The 17204-nt window shown below is 45.9% G+C and carries 29 protein-coding genes; 5 read left to right on the top strand and 24 right to left on the bottom strand.

The window, feature by feature from the left end; all coding sequences use genetic code 11:
• The first annotated feature begins 13 nt into the window (after positions 1 to 13).
• Positions 14 to 1096, top strand: a complete 1083-nt coding sequence (gene aroB / locus ICN10_RS05065) for a 3-dehydroquinate synthase (protein ID WP_255536874.1) — start codon at positions 14 to 16, stop codon at positions 1094 to 1096.
• On the opposite strand, the gene cyaY is transcribed toward aroB, so the two are convergent.
• Positions 1093 to 1500 carry an iron donor protein CyaY gene (cyaY, locus tag ICN10_RS05060; RefSeq protein WP_255536809.1) on the bottom strand — a complete coding sequence of 136 codons (408 nt, stop codon included), beginning with the start codon at positions 1498 to 1500 and terminating at the stop codon, positions 1093 to 1095. The genes aroB and cyaY overlap by 4 nt on opposite strands.
• A 17-nt stretch (positions 1501 to 1517) precedes the next feature.
• Between cyaY and ICN10_RS10205 the strand changes: the two genes are divergently transcribed.
• Together ICN10_RS10205 and lysA are read left to right on the top strand one after the other, a co-directional pair.
• Positions 1518 to 1709, top strand: coding sequence for a lipoprotein (locus tag ICN10_RS10205; protein ID WP_082786345.1), 192 nt, complete (start codon positions 1518 to 1520; stop codon positions 1707 to 1709).
• The gene (lysA, locus tag ICN10_RS05050) at positions 1709 to 3007 is read left to right on the top strand and encodes a diaminopimelate decarboxylase (protein ID WP_216213256.1); all 1299 of its coding nucleotides are present in this window, start codon (positions 1709 to 1711) and stop codon (positions 3005 to 3007) included. Before ICN10_RS10205 ends, lysA begins: the two co-directional genes overlap by 1 nt.
• A gap of 97 nt (positions 3008 to 3104) precedes the next feature.
• On the opposite strand, the gene ICN10_RS05045 is transcribed toward lysA, so the two are convergent.
• Entirely contained in the window at positions 3105 to 3821 is a 717-nt protein-coding gene (locus tag ICN10_RS05045) for a cytochrome c (RefSeq protein WP_216213253.1), read from the bottom strand.
• Between the two features lie 114 nt (positions 3822 to 3935).
• Between ICN10_RS05045 and yihA the strand changes: the two genes are divergently transcribed.
• Both yihA and hemB read left to right on the top strand, forming a co-directional pair.
• Positions 3936 to 4601 carry a ribosome biogenesis GTP-binding protein YihA/YsxC gene (gene yihA, locus ICN10_RS05040; protein WP_216213250.1) on the top strand — a complete coding sequence of 222 codons (666 nt, stop codon included), beginning with the start codon at positions 3936 to 3938 and terminating at the stop codon, positions 4599 to 4601.
• Positions 4585 to 5604 carry a porphobilinogen synthase gene (hemB, locus tag ICN10_RS05035; protein WP_370626194.1) on the top strand — a complete coding sequence of 340 codons (1020 nt, stop codon included), beginning with the start codon at positions 4585 to 4587 and terminating at the stop codon, positions 5602 to 5604. The genes yihA and hemB overlap by 17 nt, the downstream gene beginning before the upstream one ends.
• A gap of 32 nt (positions 5605 to 5636) precedes the next feature.
• Here the strand turns inward: hemB and dsbD are convergent, their stop codons facing one another.
• The 22 genes from dsbD to rpmC form a co-directional block, all read right to left on the bottom strand.
• On the bottom strand, positions 5637 to 7313 hold the full coding sequence (gene dsbD, locus ICN10_RS05030) for a protein-disulfide reductase DsbD (protein ID WP_216213247.1): 1677 nt from the start codon (positions 7311 to 7313) through the stop codon (positions 5637 to 5639).
• Positions 7310 to 7660 (bottom strand): divalent-cation tolerance protein CutA, encoded by a 351-nt coding sequence (gene cutA / locus ICN10_RS05025; protein ID WP_216213244.1) that lies wholly within the window; start codon positions 7658 to 7660, stop codon positions 7310 to 7312. The genes dsbD and cutA overlap by 4 nt, the downstream gene beginning before the upstream one ends.
• Before the next feature lie 69 nt (positions 7661 to 7729).
• A complete protein-coding gene (gene rplQ / locus ICN10_RS05020) occupies positions 7730 to 8125 on the bottom strand; it encodes a 50S ribosomal protein L17 (RefSeq protein ID WP_068320139.1) in 396 nt (131 codons plus the stop codon).
• A gap of 16 nt (positions 8126 to 8141) precedes the next feature.
• Complete coding sequence (gene rpoA / locus ICN10_RS05015) at positions 8142 to 9122, bottom strand: DNA-directed RNA polymerase subunit alpha (RefSeq protein ID WP_068320137.1); 981 nt, start codon at positions 9120 to 9122, stop codon at positions 8142 to 8144.
• A 23-nt stretch (positions 9123 to 9145) separates the two neighbouring features.
• Positions 9146 to 9769 (bottom strand): 30S ribosomal protein S4, encoded by a 624-nt coding sequence (gene rpsD / locus ICN10_RS05010; RefSeq protein ID WP_011901924.1) that lies wholly within the window; start codon positions 9767 to 9769, stop codon positions 9146 to 9148.
• A gap of 118 nt (positions 9770 to 9887) precedes the next feature.
• Positions 9888 to 10295 (bottom strand): 30S ribosomal protein S11, encoded by a 408-nt coding sequence (gene rpsK, locus ICN10_RS05005; RefSeq protein ID WP_015420254.1) that lies wholly within the window; start codon positions 10293 to 10295, stop codon positions 9888 to 9890.
• 18 nt (positions 10296 to 10313) lie between these two features.
• Complete coding sequence (rpsM, locus tag ICN10_RS05000; protein ID WP_015420253.1) at positions 10314 to 10679, bottom strand: 30S ribosomal protein S13; 366 nt, start codon at positions 10677 to 10679, stop codon at positions 10314 to 10316.
• Positions 10680 to 10703: 24 nt separating this feature from the next.
• Positions 10704 to 10820: a 50S ribosomal protein L36 gene (gene rpmJ / locus ICN10_RS04995; protein ID WP_012357167.1), complete on the bottom strand. Its 117-nt coding sequence runs from the start codon at positions 10818 to 10820 to the stop codon at positions 10704 to 10706.
• A 33-nt stretch (positions 10821 to 10853) separates the two neighbouring features.
• Positions 10854 to 11072: a translation initiation factor IF-1 gene (infA, locus tag ICN10_RS04990; RefSeq protein ID WP_068320132.1), complete on the bottom strand. Its 219-nt coding sequence runs from the start codon at positions 11070 to 11072 to the stop codon at positions 10854 to 10856.
• 4 nt (positions 11073 to 11076) lie between these two features.
• The gene (gene secY, locus ICN10_RS04985) at positions 11077 to 12414 is read right to left on the bottom strand and encodes a preprotein translocase subunit SecY (protein ID WP_216213241.1); all 1338 of its coding nucleotides are present in this window, start codon (positions 12412 to 12414) and stop codon (positions 11077 to 11079) included.
• A 17-nt stretch (positions 12415 to 12431) separates the two neighbouring features.
• Positions 12432 to 12872, bottom strand: coding sequence for a 50S ribosomal protein L15 (rplO, locus tag ICN10_RS04980; RefSeq protein WP_068320126.1), 441 nt, complete (start codon positions 12870 to 12872; stop codon positions 12432 to 12434).
• A 27-nt stretch (positions 12873 to 12899) separates the two neighbouring features.
• The gene (rpmD, locus tag ICN10_RS04975; protein ID WP_015420249.1) at positions 12900 to 13088 is read right to left on the bottom strand and encodes a 50S ribosomal protein L30; all 189 of its coding nucleotides are present in this window, start codon (positions 13086 to 13088) and stop codon (positions 12900 to 12902) included.
• Positions 13089 to 13112: 24 nt separating this feature from the next.
• The gene (gene rpsE, locus ICN10_RS04970; protein ID WP_011901917.1) at positions 13113 to 13631 is read right to left on the bottom strand and encodes a 30S ribosomal protein S5; all 519 of its coding nucleotides are present in this window, start codon (positions 13629 to 13631) and stop codon (positions 13113 to 13115) included.
• An 18-nt stretch (positions 13632 to 13649) separates the two neighbouring features.
• Positions 13650 to 14003: a 50S ribosomal protein L18 gene (gene rplR / locus ICN10_RS04965; protein ID WP_215360615.1), complete on the bottom strand. Its 354-nt coding sequence runs from the start codon at positions 14001 to 14003 to the stop codon at positions 13650 to 13652.
• A 13-nt stretch (positions 14004 to 14016) separates the two neighbouring features.
• Positions 14017 to 14550, bottom strand: coding sequence for a 50S ribosomal protein L6 (gene rplF / locus ICN10_RS04960; protein ID WP_215360614.1), 534 nt, complete (start codon positions 14548 to 14550; stop codon positions 14017 to 14019).
• A 10-nt stretch (positions 14551 to 14560) separates the two neighbouring features.
• Positions 14561 to 14956, bottom strand: coding sequence for a 30S ribosomal protein S8 (rpsH, locus tag ICN10_RS04955; protein ID WP_011901914.1), 396 nt, complete (start codon positions 14954 to 14956; stop codon positions 14561 to 14563).
• A gap of 24 nt (positions 14957 to 14980) precedes the next feature.
• On the bottom strand, positions 14981 to 15286 hold the full coding sequence (gene rpsN / locus ICN10_RS04950) for a 30S ribosomal protein S14 (RefSeq protein WP_011901913.1): 306 nt from the start codon (positions 15284 to 15286) through the stop codon (positions 14981 to 14983).
• 9 nt (positions 15287 to 15295) lie between these two features.
• Positions 15296 to 15838, bottom strand: a complete 543-nt coding sequence (gene rplE / locus ICN10_RS04945; protein WP_046329383.1) for a 50S ribosomal protein L5 — start codon at positions 15836 to 15838, stop codon at positions 15296 to 15298.
• 16 nt (positions 15839 to 15854) lie between these two features.
• A complete protein-coding gene (rplX, locus tag ICN10_RS04940) occupies positions 15855 to 16163 on the bottom strand; it encodes a 50S ribosomal protein L24 (protein WP_011901911.1) in 309 nt (102 codons plus the stop codon).
• A 9-nt stretch (positions 16164 to 16172) separates the two neighbouring features.
• On the bottom strand, positions 16173 to 16541 hold the full coding sequence (rplN, locus tag ICN10_RS04935) for a 50S ribosomal protein L14 (protein WP_015420241.1): 369 nt from the start codon (positions 16539 to 16541) through the stop codon (positions 16173 to 16175).
• A 183-nt stretch (positions 16542 to 16724) separates the two neighbouring features.
• Positions 16725 to 16994, bottom strand: coding sequence for a 30S ribosomal protein S17 (gene rpsQ, locus ICN10_RS04930; RefSeq protein ID WP_011901909.1), 270 nt, complete (start codon positions 16992 to 16994; stop codon positions 16725 to 16727).
• A 12-nt stretch (positions 16995 to 17006) separates the two neighbouring features.
• Positions 17007 to 17201 carry a 50S ribosomal protein L29 gene (gene rpmC, locus ICN10_RS04925; protein WP_068320118.1) on the bottom strand — a complete coding sequence of 65 codons (195 nt, stop codon included), beginning with the start codon at positions 17199 to 17201 and terminating at the stop codon, positions 17007 to 17009.
• Positions 17202 to 17204: the final 3 nt, after the last annotated feature.

The raw sequence follows: 17204 nt of genomic DNA, 5'->3' as shown, positions 1-17204 counted from the left end.
CATTGGCAATATGATGAAAACACTTGAAGTTGATCTAGGTAATCGCAGTTATCCAATTTATATTGGTACAGACCTCATTGACCAGCCAAACTTATTTAGCGCCTGCGAAAAAGCAACCTCGATCTATATCGTCAGCAACACTACGGTTGCCCCGCTCTATGCTGAGCGCTTGACCAAGACCCTGAATACTTTTGGAAAGCCCGTTAAAACGATCGTCTTGCCTGATGGCGAGTCATACAAGGACTGGAAAAACCTTCAGCTTATTTTTGATGATCTCTTGAAGTTTGGCGCTGATCGCCAAACCATGTTAGTTGCTTTGGGTGGCGGAGTCATTGGTGACATGACTGGGTTTGCTGCGGCTAGCTTCATGCGTGGCATTCGCTTTATTCAAGTGCCAACCACTTTACTTGCTCAGGTAGATTCTTCAGTGGGCGGCAAGACCGGTATCAACCACCCTCTTGGTAAAAACATGATCGGCGCCTTTCATCAGCCGGCGGCAGTGATTGCAGATCTCAACACATTAAAGACCTTGCCTCCACGTGAGCTCTCTGCTGGTCTTGCAGAAGTAGTGAAACATGGTGCTATTGCAGACGCTCAATTTTTGGATTGGATTGAAGCCAATGCAATCCCTTTACTTGCTTGCGACACAGAAGCGATGGGTCATGCAGTGTTACGCTCGTGCGAAATTAAATCTGCAGTAGTTTCCGCAGATGAAAGAGAAGGCGGTATTCGTGCAACTCTAAACTTTGGTCACACCTTTGGACACGCAATTGAAGCAGGCATGGGTTATGGCGAATGGCTACACGGCGAGGCAGTTGGTTGTGGCATGGTCTTAGGTGCAGACTTATCTCGGCGCCTCAACTACATCAGCGAAGCCGATGTCCAACGTCTCACTAAAATTATCCAGTCGATGAATCTGCCAATCACACCGCCAAAGTTTGGTGCGGAACGTTATATGGAGCTGATGCAGGTTGACAAGAAAACCGAAGGCGGCCAAATCCGTTACGTTGTTCTAGAAAAGATTGGTAAAGCCCAGATTAAAAGCGTAGCTGATGCCCAAGTGATTGAAACCTTAAGCGCCACAGGTGCCGCTTAAATTAGGGCAATCTTTATTTCTGCGCCTGCTTGGGCAGCAGCAAACCCTGACAAATCACTTAAAAGCTCTTTGCCAGTTTTAGTGTCCAGCCACAAAGGTTTGGCCATAGTGCCAGCCCAACGATAGTGATATCCACCTGATTTTGCGGCCACCCAAATTTCATGTAAGGGTGGCTGAGTATTCACTACGATGACGCTTTTATCTTTAAAGCGAATATTGATGACGTTTCCACCCTGGCGCTCGACATCTAAGTCCAGATCCAATGCATCATCGGCAGCCTCTAATGCCACCTCTATAGAATGCAGCAAATGGCTTCCCAATTGATAAAACTGCTTGTCATCAATGGTTTCTGCGCCTGAATTATTTGGATTCATAGTGGAGTCCTGCATGCTATATTCAATCATTCGTTTTAGAGACATTCATGATAGCGATTCTTAATAGAACCCTCTGCCTTAGCCTTTTATTATCCCTTGTTGGGTGTGGGGTAAGAGGACCGCTATATATGCCAAACGTGCCACCGGTTCCACCCGCCCCTACAGAGCCAGAACCCAAAGGCAAGCTCTACCCGCCCCAAACACCTGCCAGTCCAAGCAATTCTTCAACGGCCAAGTAATGACAAGTAAAGCGCTTCCAATCCCTCAGTTATCCGGTTTTACCGAACGTAATGGCAACTGGTATGCCGAAGAAATTCCGCTTGCTGACTTAGCGAAAGAGTTTGGAACGCCCCTCTATGTCTACAGCAAGAAGGCGTTGACCGAAGCCTATCAGGCTTATGACAAGGCATGCGTAGATGCCAATGGCAAACGTCGTGCGCGCGTGCACTACGCCATGAAGGCCAACAGTAATTTAGCAGTGCTCGATTGCTTTAAAAAACTAGGCTCTGGATTTGACTTAGTTAGCGGCGGAGAATTAGCGCGCGCATTGGCCATCGGCGCAGACCCAAAAAGTTTGGTATTTGCGGGCGTAGGCAAATCGGCATCTGAAATCGGTGCAGCCTTAAAGGCTGGCGTTAAATGTATCAATGTTGAATCAATTGCTGAGCTACACAAGATTAACAAGGTTGCTACCGAACTGAATCTACGCGCCCCAATTTCTTTGCGCGTTAATCCGGATGTGGATGCACAAACTCATCCTTATATTTCTACTGGATTGAAGGGCAACAAATTTGGCATCGCCTATCACGAGGTTTTAAAAACTTATCGTGAGGCCTCACAACTTTCTCAAATTGACGTTGTTGGGATTGATTGCCACATTGGCTCACAAATCACCACCACCGCTCCTTACCTAGATGCGCTCGATAAAGTTTTGGATCTTGTAGCGCAACTGAAAAAAGAGGGTATTGTTATTCACCACCTTGATCTCGGTGGTGGTCTCGGAATTTCTTATAGCGATGAAACTCCCCCAGATATCACTGAGTTTACGAACACCTTATTAAATCGAGTAGCAGAACGTGGCTTTGGGCATTTAGATGTTGTTCTTGAACCAGGTAGATCCTTAGTTGGCAATGCTGGCGTGCTCTTAACCACCGTGGAATATCTAAAGCCAGGTGCTGAAAAGAACTTCTGTATTGTCGATGCCGCCATGACAGAGTTAATGCGCCCAGCCTTATATGAAGCACATCACGGCATTGTGCCCGTCAAAAAGAAAACAGCAACAGCTTTGACTTACGACATTGTTGGTCCAGTTTGCGAGTCTGGTGATTGGCTAGGAAGAGATCGTCATCTTGCAGTAGAAGAAGGTGATCTTCTTGCCATTCTGTCTGCTGGTGCTTATGGTTTTGTGATGGCATCCAACTACAATACGCGGCCTAAACCTGCAGAGATTATGGTTGACGGAAAAAATGCTTACGTCATTCGTGCGCGTGAAAATACTGCCGACTTATTTTCTTCTGAAAAAACTTTACTGAACTAAAAATTGCTTAGTCTTAGTGATGCAATAGCAATGCAAAAGTTTTAGGCAATAAAAAAACCCGCTACTTGAGCGGGTTTTTTTATTTGAAGAAATTCGCTTAATGCAAACCAGCGATGTAATCAGAAACTGCTTTCATTTCTTGATCAGAAAGCTTAGTAGCAATCGCAGTCATCTGGCTGCTATTTTTACGCACACCTTCACGGAACGCGAGCAATTGTGAGTTTGTGTAATCGGCCCATTGACCACCTAAGAGTGGGTACTGAGCAGGAATACCGGCACCAGTTGGGCTATGGCAAGCCGCGCATGCTGGAACACCTTTTGCTGCAATACCACCACGATAGATGCTTTGACCTAGTTCAATTGTGTTCTTGTTTTGTGCAACGCCTTGTGACAATGGTTGCTTAGCTAAATAAGCTCCAATGTTTTGCATGTCTTGTTCAGTTAATGTTGCCGCCATACCCATCATCACAGGATTAGCGCGAGTACCCTCTTTAAAGTTCTTCAACTGCTTAGCTGTATAAGCTGCGTGCTGAGCAGATAACTTAGGCCATGTAGCAACTGCGCTTTGACCTTTAGGGCCATGGCAAGTTAAGCAAGCTGTAACGCCGCGTGAAGGATCGCCATTAGAGTACAGAGCCTCGCCAGCTGCTGCGTCGACTTTTGGCTTGCCTGGAATGGCAGCCTTGGCTTCAGCAGCAGGAGCCGCATCGGCAGCAAAAACTGTGCCAGAAAAGCCAATCAAGGCGAAAATAGAGAGAGCCGCAAAACCAGCACGTAAGCCAGTTAATTTGGAGATTTGAGAGGTTTGACGCATTATGTTTACCTTGGCAAAAATTCCTAAAAGTGTTTGGGCCCTGCATTTACAACCTTTTACCCAACACCATGAGATATTTCATGATTTTGCGTGATTTTACAATAGCTTCTGGACATGTCTAAACTCTTTCAAGCCCGCTTCGCCACCACAGTCAATGACACCCATTGCCTGCCTGCCACGCCCCTGCGTGAGGTAGCCTTTGCCGGACGCTCAAATGCAGGCAAATCCAGCGCTCTTAACGTGCTTTGCAACCAAAAAAGGCTTGCCTTTGCCAGTAAAACCCCTGGGCGCACCCAACACATCAACTATTTTGGGATTTTTGCAAAAGACGACCTTTTGGGCTATTTGGTGGATTTACCGGGTTATGGCTATGCCGCCGTCAATCATGAGACCAAATACCACTGGAATGCCCTCCTAAGCGACTATCTACAGGAGCGAGAGCAGTTGGTAGGCATGATCCTCATTGTTGACTCTAGGCGTGGCATAACCGAGCTAGACGAGCAAATGATTGAGTGGTTTGTGCCAACCGGCAAGCCAATCCATGTTTTGCTGAGTAAATGCGACAAACTCAATAAAAGCGAGTGCAAGCATGCACTAGAGGCAGTTCGCAATCAATTACAACAATATGACCCCGCTTTGCCCGACGGCAATGGCGAGTCCAAACAACTTACGGCACAATTATTTTCAAGCACCAAACGTATTGGGCTTGAAGAGGCCGACAATATTGTTATTAAATGGTTATTTGAAGCAGAGACTAAAGAAGATGAAATCACCAGCTAATTCATTGCTTAATTTTCCAGGGCATCGTCCTCGTCGCATGCGTCGTGATGATTGGTCACGCCGCCTCATGCAAGAGAACAGCGTCTCTACCAATGATTTGATCTACCCAGTGTTTTTGCTAGAAGGTCAGGGCAAATCTGAAGCCGTTGCATCGATGCCAGGCGTGAATCGTGTTTCTTTGGATTTGCTTTTTCCAGTCGCACAAGAGTGCGTTGATTTAGGCATTCCAGTACTTGCACTCTTTCCAGTAATTGATGCAGCGCTAAAGACGCCGAATGGCAAGGAAGCCTTTAATCCAAAGGGGCTCATCCCATCTGCCGTTCGTGAGCTCAAGAAACGTTTCCCAAATTTAGGCATCATGACTGATGTTGCACTTGATCCATACACAAGCCATGGTCAAGATGGTGTGCTCGATGATCAGGGTCGCATCCTAAATGATGAGACCACCGCCATCTTGGTACAGCAAGCAGTTGCGCAGGCTGAAGCAGGTGTTGATATTGTTGCGCCATCAGACATGATGGATGGCCGCATTGGAAAAATTCGTGAAGCGCTTGAACAAAAGAAACTCATTCACACCCGCATCATGGCTTACTCAGCTAAATATGCCTCTGCTTTTTATGGCCCATTTAGAGATGCAGTAGGGTCTGCAAAGAATCTGGGTAAAGCCGATAAAAAAACCTATCAAATGGATTGCGCCAATGGGGATGAGGCTTTGCGGGAGATTGCCCTCGATATTAGCGAAGGTGCTGATATGGTGATGGTCAAACCAGGCATGCCTTATTTGGATATTGTTCGTCGCGTAAGAGAAGAGTTTGATTACCCTACTTATGCCTACCAAGTGAGTGGCGAATACGCCATGCTCAAGGCAGCCGCACAAAACGGTTGGCTAGATCATGATGCCGTCATGATGGAATCTTTACTTGCATTTAAACGTGCTGGTGCAGACGGCGTTCTAACTTACTTTGCGCTTGAAGCGGCAAGACTCATTAAAGCAGCTAAGTAATTCAATATTTACTTGTTGGTTGTATAGCTGCTTTAGTTTTTCAATACGTTTCTTAAGCGTTCAATAAAACGCTGCGGTGGCATATAACCAATGACGCGTTGATCTTTTTGCTCTTGAGAATTTTGATCAAAGATCAAAATTCCTGGCGGACCAAACAATCCAAAGCGCTTAAGTAATGCCTGGTTCTCAGGGCTATTTGCAGTGACGTCAGCCTGCAATAAAACAAACTGCTTTAGCTCCTTGCTAACCTCTGGATTAGCAAAAGTATTCACTTCCATTTCTTTGCAACTGATACACCAGTCTGCATAAAAATCGAGGAGCACTAATTTCTTTTCTTCTTTGGCTTTGCTCAATTGAGCATCAAGCTGCGCCGGCGACTGAATGACCACAAAAGCCAATTCTCCGACCTGATGAATGCTTTGACCGTTGACTATTTTTGCGCCCCCCGCAACATCATTCGTTTGCAGCAATGGTGATGCAATCCAAGCTGCTGTTGCAACCAGCAATACACCCAAAGTACGCTGTAACCACACCATCCAGATTCCAGTAGATGGAATCAAGATGCGTGCCTCAACAGCAATAAATAGCAGCGGCAGACCCATTCCTAACGCCATAACAAAGAGTAAGCCCGCGCCCAAACTCATAGAACCGGTTTGGGCAATAAAGGCTAAAACGCCTGCTAAAGGAGCTGTAATGCAGGGGCTGGCTACCAAAGTGGAAATACCCCCCAAAGCAAAGGCACCAAATACGCTACCGCCCTTTTGACGCCCTGCCAACCTATCGACATGCTGATGCCACGATTGGGGCAGACGTAAGTCATACAAGCCAAATAGACTGCCAGATAGGGCTAATAGCAATAGGGCAAAAGTAGCGAGCGCAAAGGGGCTTTGCAGGGCGCGTTGTACGCTGCCCCCTAGGGCTGCCATGAGTACGCCAGCTAAGGCATATACCAATGCCATACCTAAGACGTATGCGAGCGCTAAGGCGCTTGCACGACCCTTAGAGACAGCTTTGCCACCCTGGGTACCGAAGATAACGCTCGACAAAATTGGCAGCATCGGAAGCACGCAAGGCGTGAATGCCAATGCCAGACCCAACACAAAGAAGGCTAGAAATAAATACGCAGTTGAAGTGCTTTCTAAAAAGCGGCTGATGGCATTAACGTCATCACGCTGACGCCATAAATCTGCCAAACTAAATTGGTCATTCGCCTGCACACTAGACGAGGGAGCACCATCCAATGCTTCTGGAATTGGCGCTGCTTTTACGCCAGGTCCGGCAAGTAAAAATTTAAGGTTCATGGGTGGATAGCAAATCCCTGCTTCCGCACAACCCTGAAGAGTGACCTCCAAATGAACGGGCTGTCCAGCCACCGACTTGATCTCTAAAAAGACTAAGAACGGATCTTTGTATACCTGCAGCTTTTTTTGAAAAGTTTCATCAAACTTTTCTATACCTGATGGCAGTGAAGGCCCTATATTACTTAGCTTCCCAGCCTGTGAGCCCGCCTGAAACTTCAAAGACTCTTGATAAATGTAATAGCCTTTGGCAGGCAAAAATTCCAGTTCAATTTGATTGGAATTTTCAAGCCAAGTAGCCTCAACCCGAAATGCTTTTTCTGGCGGCAAGAAATCTTGCGCAGCAAATACTTGTGCTGAGATGAACAGCAAGAGTGCAAAAATTTTCCCCAAGAATGAATGTAATTTCATGACTTCGAATTTACCTCAGACTCAACCCACTTGCCGTACTGACTTTCATATTGCTCAGGAGCAAATGCCAAAATCTCAGGCAGGTCATATGGATGCGCGTTTTTAATAAAAGCTAATATCTCAAGCCACTTAGGTTCGGTGGTTTTTGCAGCAAGAAGAACTTCTTGTTCTTCGCAAATTTTGCCTTCCCAGCGATAAATCGATTGAATGCCCTCAGTAAGCTGCACGCAAGCTGTCAAATTCTGTTCAACCAAGGCTCGAGCTAAGCCCTTGGCAGCCTCCAGACTTGGAAGACTTGTAACGACTACCAAAAGCTTGCTGGGATTGACTGTAGCGTTTTCAGACATTCTGTATTTATAACCCGATAAATGAAAAAAGCCAGACCGAAGCCTGGCTTTCTACTGTAACCGTGAGACTTAAGCCTCTTCAGCTACTACTGCAGTTTCATCAACTTCTGGGCGATCTACCAACTCAACCAAAGCCATTGGTGCATTGTCGCCATGACGGAAGCCAAACTTCAAAATGCGAAGGTAGCCACCTGGACGTGTTGCGTAGCGTGGTCCGAGTTCTGTAAAGAGCTTGGCAACGATATCGCGATCACGTGTGCGATTGAATGCTAAGCGACGGTTTGCCAAGTTATCTTTTTTACCCAAGGTAATTAAAGGCTCAACAACCATGCGCAATTCTTTAGCTTTTGGCAAAGTCGTTTTAATGACTTCGTGCTCCAAAAGTGAATTGGACATGTTGCGCAGCATCGCCAAGCGATGTGATGATGTTCTGTTTAGTTTGCGTAAGCCGTTTCCGTGACGCATGATGCTTCCTTTCTAATTATTTCTCGAGGTTAGCTGGAGGCCAGCTTTCGAGTTTCATGCCAAGACTTAAGCCACGAGCCGCCAATACATCTTTGATTTCATTCAAAGATTTACGACCTAGATTAGGCGTCTTCAACAATTCATTCTCTGTACGTTGAATCAAGTCACCGATGTAGTAAATGTTCTCAGCCTTCAAACAGTTTGCAGAGCGCACTGTCAACTCGAGGTCATCTACTGGACGCATCAACATTGGATCAACCATTGAAGAGCGGCTTGGTGCCAAATCACCAGAAACTTCGCTGCTCTCAAGAGCTGCGAATACAACTAACTGATCAACCAAGATACTAGCTGCTTGACGAATTGCTTCTTCAGGAGACAACACACCGTTTGTTTCGATAGTCATTACGAGACGATCGAGGTCGGTACGTTGCTCAACACGAGCAGATTCAACAGCATAGCTAACACGGCTTACCGGGCTGAATGAAGCATCCAACACGATACGACCAATGATCTTAGTAGCTTCGTCGTTATATTGACGTACGTTACCTGGAACATAGCCGCGGCCTTTTTCAACCTTGATCTGCATGTCCAACTTGCCACCAGCAGACAAGTGAGCGATCACATGATCAGGATTCATGATTTCTACATCATGTGGCAAATCGATATCTTTTGCAGTAACAACGCCTGGGCCTTCTTTACGCAAATTGATAGTAACTTCGTCACGTGACTGCAACTTAAATACGATACCTTTGAGGTTCAACAAGAGGTTAACTACGTCCTCTTGAACTCCATCCAATGTGGAGTACTCATGAACAACACCTGCAATAGCTACTTCAGTTGGCGCATAACCAACCATCGAGGACAACAGTACACGACGTAATGCATTTCCGAGTGTGTGGCCATAGCCACGCTCGAACGGCTCCATAACAACCTTTGCTTGGTTGGCGGTAAGCGCTTCAACAGAAATAATCTTTGGCTTGAGCAAATTTGTTTGCATATTTTTTCCTTGAGAGTGCCTAATTAGCGTGAATACAATTCGACGATCAAACTTTCATTAATTTCACCGCTAATATCTTCACGGTCAGGCACTTGCTTAAATGTTCCCTCGAGCTTGGCTGCGTCAACTGAAACCCAAGTAACAGCTGCCATTTGCCCAACCAAATTGAGTGATTCTGTAATACGCGCTTGCTTCTTCGCTTTTTCACGAATAGCAACTACATCACCAGGCTTAACCTGAATAGATGGAATATTCACAGGGCTGCCATTGAGCAAAATTGCGCAATGGGAAACCAACTGACGTGCTTCAGCGCGTGTTGAACCAAAGCCCATGCGATAAACCACATTGTCTAAACGTGACTCGAGCAACTGGAGCAATGTTTCACCAGTGTTGCCCTTACGACGCTCAGCCTCTGCGAAGTAACGACGGAATTGACGCTCTAATACGCCATAGATACGCTTAACCTTTTGCTTTTCACGCAATTGATTACCGTAATCAGATGTTCTTGAGCCAGATGTACGGCCATGTTGACCAGGCTTAGTATCTAACTTGCACTTGTCTGACAGGGCGCGACGTGCGCTCTTTAAAAATAAGTCGGTACCTTCCCGACGTGCTAATTTGGCCTTAGGCCCTAAGTAACGTGCCACGATGCTTTCCTTTCTTTGCCGCAGTCTTGCGACCGGCGGTGAGTTCGCCCTTTAAATCAGGCGAACAGTGGGCTTTAATAAAAAACTACTGAAACTGTTGTACTGCCAACTTCCAAGCTTAGATACGACGACGCTTTGGAGGACGGCAACCATTGTGTGGAACTGGAGTTACGTCTTGAATCTCAGTGATCTTGATGCCCAATGAGTTCAATGCACGAACTGCTGATTCACGACCTGGGCCTGGGCCTTTGATCTGAACTTCCAAATTCTTGATACCGCATTCAATGGCTGTCTTACCAGCAACTTCTGCAGCTACCTGAGCAGCAAAAGGTGTTGATTTACGTGAGCCTTTGAAGCCCTGGCCGCCAGAAGTTGCCCATGAAAGCGCATTTCCTTGACGATCAGTGATCGTAATAATGGTGTTGTTAAAAGAAGCGTGAACGTGTGCAATACCGTCAGCAACGTTCTTTTTAACCTTCTTACGAGCGCGCTGTGAAGCGGCGGAAGCGGATTGTTGTTTTGCCATGTCAATAAACTTTCTTGATTATTTCTTCAGTTGCACGCCAGACTTACGTGGGCCCTTACGGGTACGCGCGTTAGTCTTAGTACGTTGACCACGTACAGGCAAGCCCTTACGATGACGAACACCGCGGTAGCAACCTAAGTCCATCAAACGCTTGATGCTCATAGTTACTTCACGACGAAGGTCACCTTCAGTAATGAATTTACCTACTTCATCACGCAACTTTTCCAAGTCACCGTCAGTAAGGTCTTTAACTTTTTTGTCGATTGCAACACCTGTGGTTTCACAAATTTTGCGTGCACGAGTTGTGCCAATGCCAAAAATTGCTGTTAAACCGATAACAGTATGTTGATGATTTGGGATGTTTACCCCAGCGATACGTGCCATGAGATTTCCTCTTAATTAACCAGATCAGCCTTGACGCTGCTTATGACGTGCGTCTGAAGAACAGATCACGCGCACAACGCGTTTGCGCTTAATGATCTTGCAATTTCTGCAAATACACTTAACGGATGCTAAAACTTTCATAACTCACCTCTTAAAAATAGGTACTACTAATCTTTACTTCGCACGGAAAATGATTCTGGCGCGCGTTAGGTCGTAAGGAGTCATCTCCACCGTCACCTTGTCTCCCGGCAAAATACGGATGTAATGCATCCGCATCTTTCCGGAAATGTGCCCTAGAACCACATGTCCGTTTTCAAGCTTCACGCGAAACATCGCGTTCGGCAAATTCTCTACAACTTCTCCCGCCATCTGAATTACATCGTCTTTAGACATTCAGTTAAGCGCCCATCTTAAAGTTGGCTTTCTTCATCAAAGAGCCATACTGCTGTTGCATTACGAATGACTGAACTTGAGCCATGAAATCCATTGCAACAACAACAATAATCAACAGTGAAGTACCGCCGAAATAAAACGGCACGTTGTACTTCAACACTAAGAATTCTGGCAACAAGCAAACCAGAACCATATAAATTGCACCGGCTAGAGTCAAACGCACCAAGATCTTATCGATGTAACGCGCTGTTTGATCGCCTGGACGAATACCCGGAACGAATGCACCACTCTTCTTTAGGTTCTCAGCTGTATCGCGGCTGTTAAATACCAATGCGGTATAGAAGAAGCAGAAGAAGATAATCGCAGCTGCATACAAAATCGTGTACACAGGTTGTCCTGGTGCCAAAGTGGCTGCCAAGTCTTTAATAATTCTGCTGAACATATTAGTTGGCTCGCCTGAAGTGAACCAGCCAGCAATCGTTGCAGGGAACAAAATGATTGAAGAAGCAAAAATTGGAGGAATAACGCCTGCCATATTCAACTTCAATGGGAAGTAAGAAGATTGTCCACCATAGATCTTGTTGCCAACTTGACGCTTAGCGTAGTTAACCAAGATACGGCGCTGACCGCGCTCTACAAACACCACAAAATAAGTCACCGCTACGCAAATCACAACGATCAGCATTGCAGAAATAATATTCATTGAGCCAGTACGAACCAACTCTAACAAGCTTGCTAACGCATTCGGCAGACCAGAAACAATGCCGCCGAAAATGATGATGGAAATACCGTTACCAAGACCACGCTCAGTAATTTGCTCACCAAGCCACATTAAGAACATCGTGCCAGTAACCAAAGTTACTACAGTGTTCAATTCAAACATCAAACCTGGGTTGATAACCAAACCTGGCTGAGCCTGCAAGGCAACAGAAATACCCAATGCTTGGAATGTTGCCAAGAGCACAGTGCCGTAGCGTGTGTACTGAGTAATCTTACGCTGACCAGCTTGACCTTCTTTTTTCAAAGCCTCTAAAGAAGGCACAACGATGGTCATTAACTGCATGATGATCGATGCAGAAATGTACGGCATGATTCCTAAGGCAAAAACGGTGAAGCGAGATAAAGCACCGCCTGAGAATAGATTGAACATTCCCAAAATACCGTCCTTTTGGCCAGAAAATAACTGTGCCAATTGGTCTGGGTCGATTCCAGGAACAGGAATATGTGCACCCAAACGGAACACGAGCAAAGCCAACACCAGGAAGACTAAGCGTTGGCGTAATTCGCCAAACTTGCCACCTGCTGCTGGGGTGCTTGCGTTATTGGTAGGTGCTAATGCCATATCTACTAAAAGACCTATTAAGCCAATTCAACCAATTTGCCGCCAGCTGCTTCAATAGCTGCTTTAGCGCCGGCAGTTGCTGTGATGCCCTTGAGGGTTACAGCAATCTTGAGTTCGCCAGTCTTAATAACCTTAACTGCATTGATCTGCTCACCAGCAAAACCATGAGCTTTCAATACCAATAAGTCCACTTCTGGCAAATTGATTTTTGCTAAGTCGTTCAAAGTAATTTGACCAACATGACGACGTGTCAAAGACACGAAACCACGTTTTGGCAAACGACGATACATAGGCATCTGACCGCCTTCAAATCCAACCTTGTGGAAACCACCAGAACGGGATTTTTGACCTTTGTGACCACGGCCAGCAGTTTTACCAAGACCAGAACCAATGCCGCGACCAACGCGACGACGGTTTTTCTTGGAGCCTTCTGCAGGTTTAATTGTGTTGAGTTGCATATTCTTCGCCTATTTACTTGCTAGTTATTAGCCAATGACTTTAACTAGATAAGAAACTTTATTAATCATGCCGCGAACAGCTGGAGTGTCTTCCAATTCAGAAACTGAATTGATGCGACCGAGGCCTAAGCCACGAACAGTTGCACGATGGCTTTCACGTGTACCGATCAAGCTGCGTACTAATTGCAGTTTGACTTTGGAGTTAGATGTTGTCATTTATAGATTCCTAATCTTTTGGTCTTAGCCGAGAATCTCTTCAACTGACTTACCGCGCTTAGCAGCAATCTCAGCAGGAGTACTCATCTTGCTCAAACCATCAATGGTTGCACGAACCAAGTTGTATGGGTTTGTTGAGCCGAGTGACTTAGCAACCACGTTAGTTACACCCATTACGTCGAAAATCGCGCGCATTGGGCCACCAGCAATAATTCCAGTACCGTCTTTAGCTGGAGAAATCAAAACGCGTGACGCGCCATGCTGACCAGTAACAGTGTGCTGCAAAGTACCTTTACGCAAAGTAACCTTGATCATCTTGCGACGTGCTTCGTCCATTGCCTTTTGAACAGCAACTGGAACTTCTTTTGATTTGCCTTTACCCATGCCGATGCGGCCATCGCCATCGCCAACTACAGTGAGTGCAGCGAAGCCGAGAATACGACCACCCTTAACCACTTTAGTTACACGATTAACAGCAATCATCTTCTCGCGAAGACCATCATCACGCTCTTCGTTTTGCATCTTAGTTTGCATTTTTGCCATGTTTTTTCCTAAACCCTATTAGAACTTCAGGCCGGCTTCACGCGCAGCTTCAGCTAAGGCCTTAATACGGCCGTGGTAACGATGACCGGAACGATCAAACGCAACATCAACAACGCCTGCCTTAACAGCACGCTCAGCAACTAACTTGCCGATTTGTTTTGCCGCTTCAGCGTTGCCGCCGTTTTTGATCGCTTGGCGCAAATCTTTTTCCATTGTTGAAGCAGCTGCTACAACCTTGGTTCCGCATGGGCTATAAACCTGAGCAGAAATATGTGTGTTGCTACGGATAACTGTTAAGCGATTTGCCAATGCTTCGGCAATGCGAATACGAGTCTGCCTAGCACGTCTTTGTCTGGATTCGTCTTTATTCATTTTCTAATCTCGCTTACTTCTTCTTAGTTTCTTTCAGATGCACAACCTCATCCACGTAGCGAACACCCTTGCCTTTGTATGGCTCTGGTGAACGGTATGCGCGAACTTCAGCTGCGACCTGGCCAACTTGCTGCTTGTTGGAACCTTTGATAATGATTTCAGTTTGAGTTGGAGTCTCGGCCTTTACACCCTTTGGCAGGTTGTAAATAATGTCGTGTGAGAAACCTAACTGCAATTTCAATGTTTCGCCTTGAGCAGCAGCACGGTAACCAACGCCTACTAAGCTGAGCTTGCGCTCAAAGCCAGCAGTTACGCCAACAACCATGTTGTTAACTAAAGCACGGGCTGTACCTGACTGTGCACCAGCTTCTGGTGAGTCGTTATTTAAAACAACTGTCAATACGCCATCTTCTTGTTTCAAACCAACAGAAGGATGCAAGTTATGTGTCAAAGTGCCCAAAGGACCTTTAACAGTAATGTTTGCACCGTTGATGCTGATTTCAGCGCCTTTAGGAACTGTAATTGGTGATTTACCTACGCGGGACATATTTCGCTCCTTAAGCTACGTAGCAAATAACTTCGCCGCCCACGCCTGTTGCACGTGCTTTACGGTCTGTCATTACGCCTTGAGGGGTTGAAATAATTGCAATGCCCAAGCCATTCATTACTTCTGGAATGTCATGACGGCCTTTATAGATACGCAGACTTGGTGTAGATACACGGTCGATACGCTCGATAACAGGACGGCCTGCATAGTATTTGAGATCAATGTGGAGCACTGGCTTAGCTGCTTCACCTTTGATTTCGAAACTTTCGATATAGCCTTCATCTTGCAAAACTTTTGCGATGGCTACTTTAACTTTTGACGACGGCATCAAGACTACGGGTTTCTGCACTGCTTGCGCATTGCGGATCCTTGTCAACATGTCGGCGATTGGATCGCTGATACTCATGAGTTCTCCTAATTCTTTCGCCGCTTACCAGCTGGCCTTGGTTAAACCGGGGATTTCGCCACGGAAGGCGATTTCACGAATCTTGCTACGAGCCAAACCGAATTTACGGAATGTGCCACGTGGGCGACCGGTTAATGAACAACGATTTCTTTGACGAATCGGGCTTGCGTTACGTGGAAGTGCCTGTAGTTTCAAGCGAGCTTCATAGCGCTCTTCATCGCTGCGTGATTGATCAGCAATGATCGCTTTGAGTTCGGCACGCTTAACAGCGTACTTCTCTACAGTTTTTGCGCGCTTATTTTCGCGCTCAATCAGGGATAGTTTTGCCACGTTAGCCTCTTAATTGCGGAAAGGGAATTTGAATGCTGCCAACAAAGCTTTTGCTTCTTCATCGGTTTTAGCAGTCGTCGTAATACTGATATTGAGACCACGGAGGGCATCAATTTTGTCGTATTCGATTTCAGGGAAAATAATCTGTTCTTTAACGCCGATGTTGTAGTTACCACGGCCGTCAAATGCTTTACCAGAAATGCCGCGGAAGTCGCGTACGCGTGGCAATGCAACAGTAACGAAACGGTCCAAGAATTCGTACATGCGTGCGCCACGCAATGTCACCATGGCACCGATTGGGTAACCTTGACGAATTTTGAAACCTGCAATCGCTTTTTTAGCTTTAGTTACAACTGGCTTTTGGCCTGCAACTTTAGTTAAATCGCCTACTGCATTTTCGATAATTTTCTTGTCGTTCACTGCATCGCCTAAGCCCATGTTCAGGGTTACCTTAGTGATACGTGGAACTTCCATTACTGACTTGTAACCAAATTTGGCGATCAAATCAGCAACAACTTTAGCTTGATAGTGTTCTTGAAAACGTGTGCTCATAATTTCTCCGTGCCCCTTATGCGCTTAAAGTTGCGCCAGTGGTTTTGAGGAAACGTTGCTTTTTACCGTCCACGAGTTTGATACCAACACGTGATGGTTTGCCGTTACCGTCAACCACAGCCACATTAGAAATGTGAACAGGCATCGTCTTGTCAATCATGCCGCCAGTAACACCGGCTGCTGGATTTGGCTTAACGCTCTTTTTATAAATATTTACGCCTTCGATTACTAACTTGTTCTCGAGAACGGCTGTAACAGTTCCTTGCTTGCCCTTATCGCGGCCAGTCAACAGAACTACGGAATCACCTTTACGAATCTTTTTCATATCAGCCTCTTAAATAACTTCGGGGGCGAGAGAAACGATCTTCATGAACTTCTCAGTACGCAATTCGCGTGTAACTGGTCCGAAGATACGTGTGCCAATTGGCTCTAACTTAGCGTTGAGCAATACCGCAGCGTTGCCATCGAACTTAATCAATGAACCATCTGGACGGCGAACACCCTTAGCAGTTCTAACTACTACGGCGTTATAAATGTCACCTTTTTTTACACGGCCACGTGGAGCAGCGGACTTTACAGTCACTTTAATGACATCACCGATACTGGCGTAACGACGCTTAGAGCCGCCCAATACCTTGATGCACAACACTTCACTGGCGCCTGTGTTATCGGCAACCTGTAATCTACTTTCGGTTTGTATCATTTCTAATCCCCAACTTATTGGCCAAAGGCAAACAGTCTTGGTTCCGTCTATGGGCTTTAACGAAAGTTAAAACCCGGAATTAATGAAAAACACTGCTTCTCCAATAAAACCAGAGAAGCCTTCTATTCTACTACGTAAAACAGGGATTTGGGAAGAATCTTCGCCAAAATCCCTAATATTTCTTTAAATACCCTTTGAAGCTTCAACTAAACGGGTCACAACCCAAGATTTAGTGCGTGAAATTGGCTTAGATTCAGCAATTTCAACGGTATCACCCATCTTGTATGTGCCAGCTTCGTCATGAGCGTGGTACTTTTTGGACTGGCCAACGTACTTACCAATCACTGGATGCTTAACTTGACGCTCAACCAACACCGTCACAGTTTTTTGCATTTTGTCGCTAACGACGCGGCCCACAAGGGTGCGGCGCAAGGGTTTAGATAATTCTGTCATATCCCTTTTTCCTTATTTCTGTGCAGTCTTTTGGGCGATAAAAGTCTTCACACGAGCGATGTCGCGCTTATTTTTACCCAATTGGCTGGTATTTGTGAGTTGCTGAGTGCCTTTTTGCATGCGGAGCTTGAAACCGGTCTTAAGCAACTCGGTTAACTCTGCATTTAAAGCGTTCAGATCTTTTGAAGCTAATTCTGTATTTTTCATAAT

The organism is Polynucleobacter sp. 86C-FISCH, from assembly GCF_018882415.1.
Classification (GTDB): domain Bacteria; phylum Pseudomonadota; class Gammaproteobacteria; order Burkholderiales; family Burkholderiaceae; genus Polynucleobacter.
The sequence above is the reverse complement of the archived record's forward strand: the minus strand, read 5'-3'. Positions and strand labels throughout refer to the sequence as shown.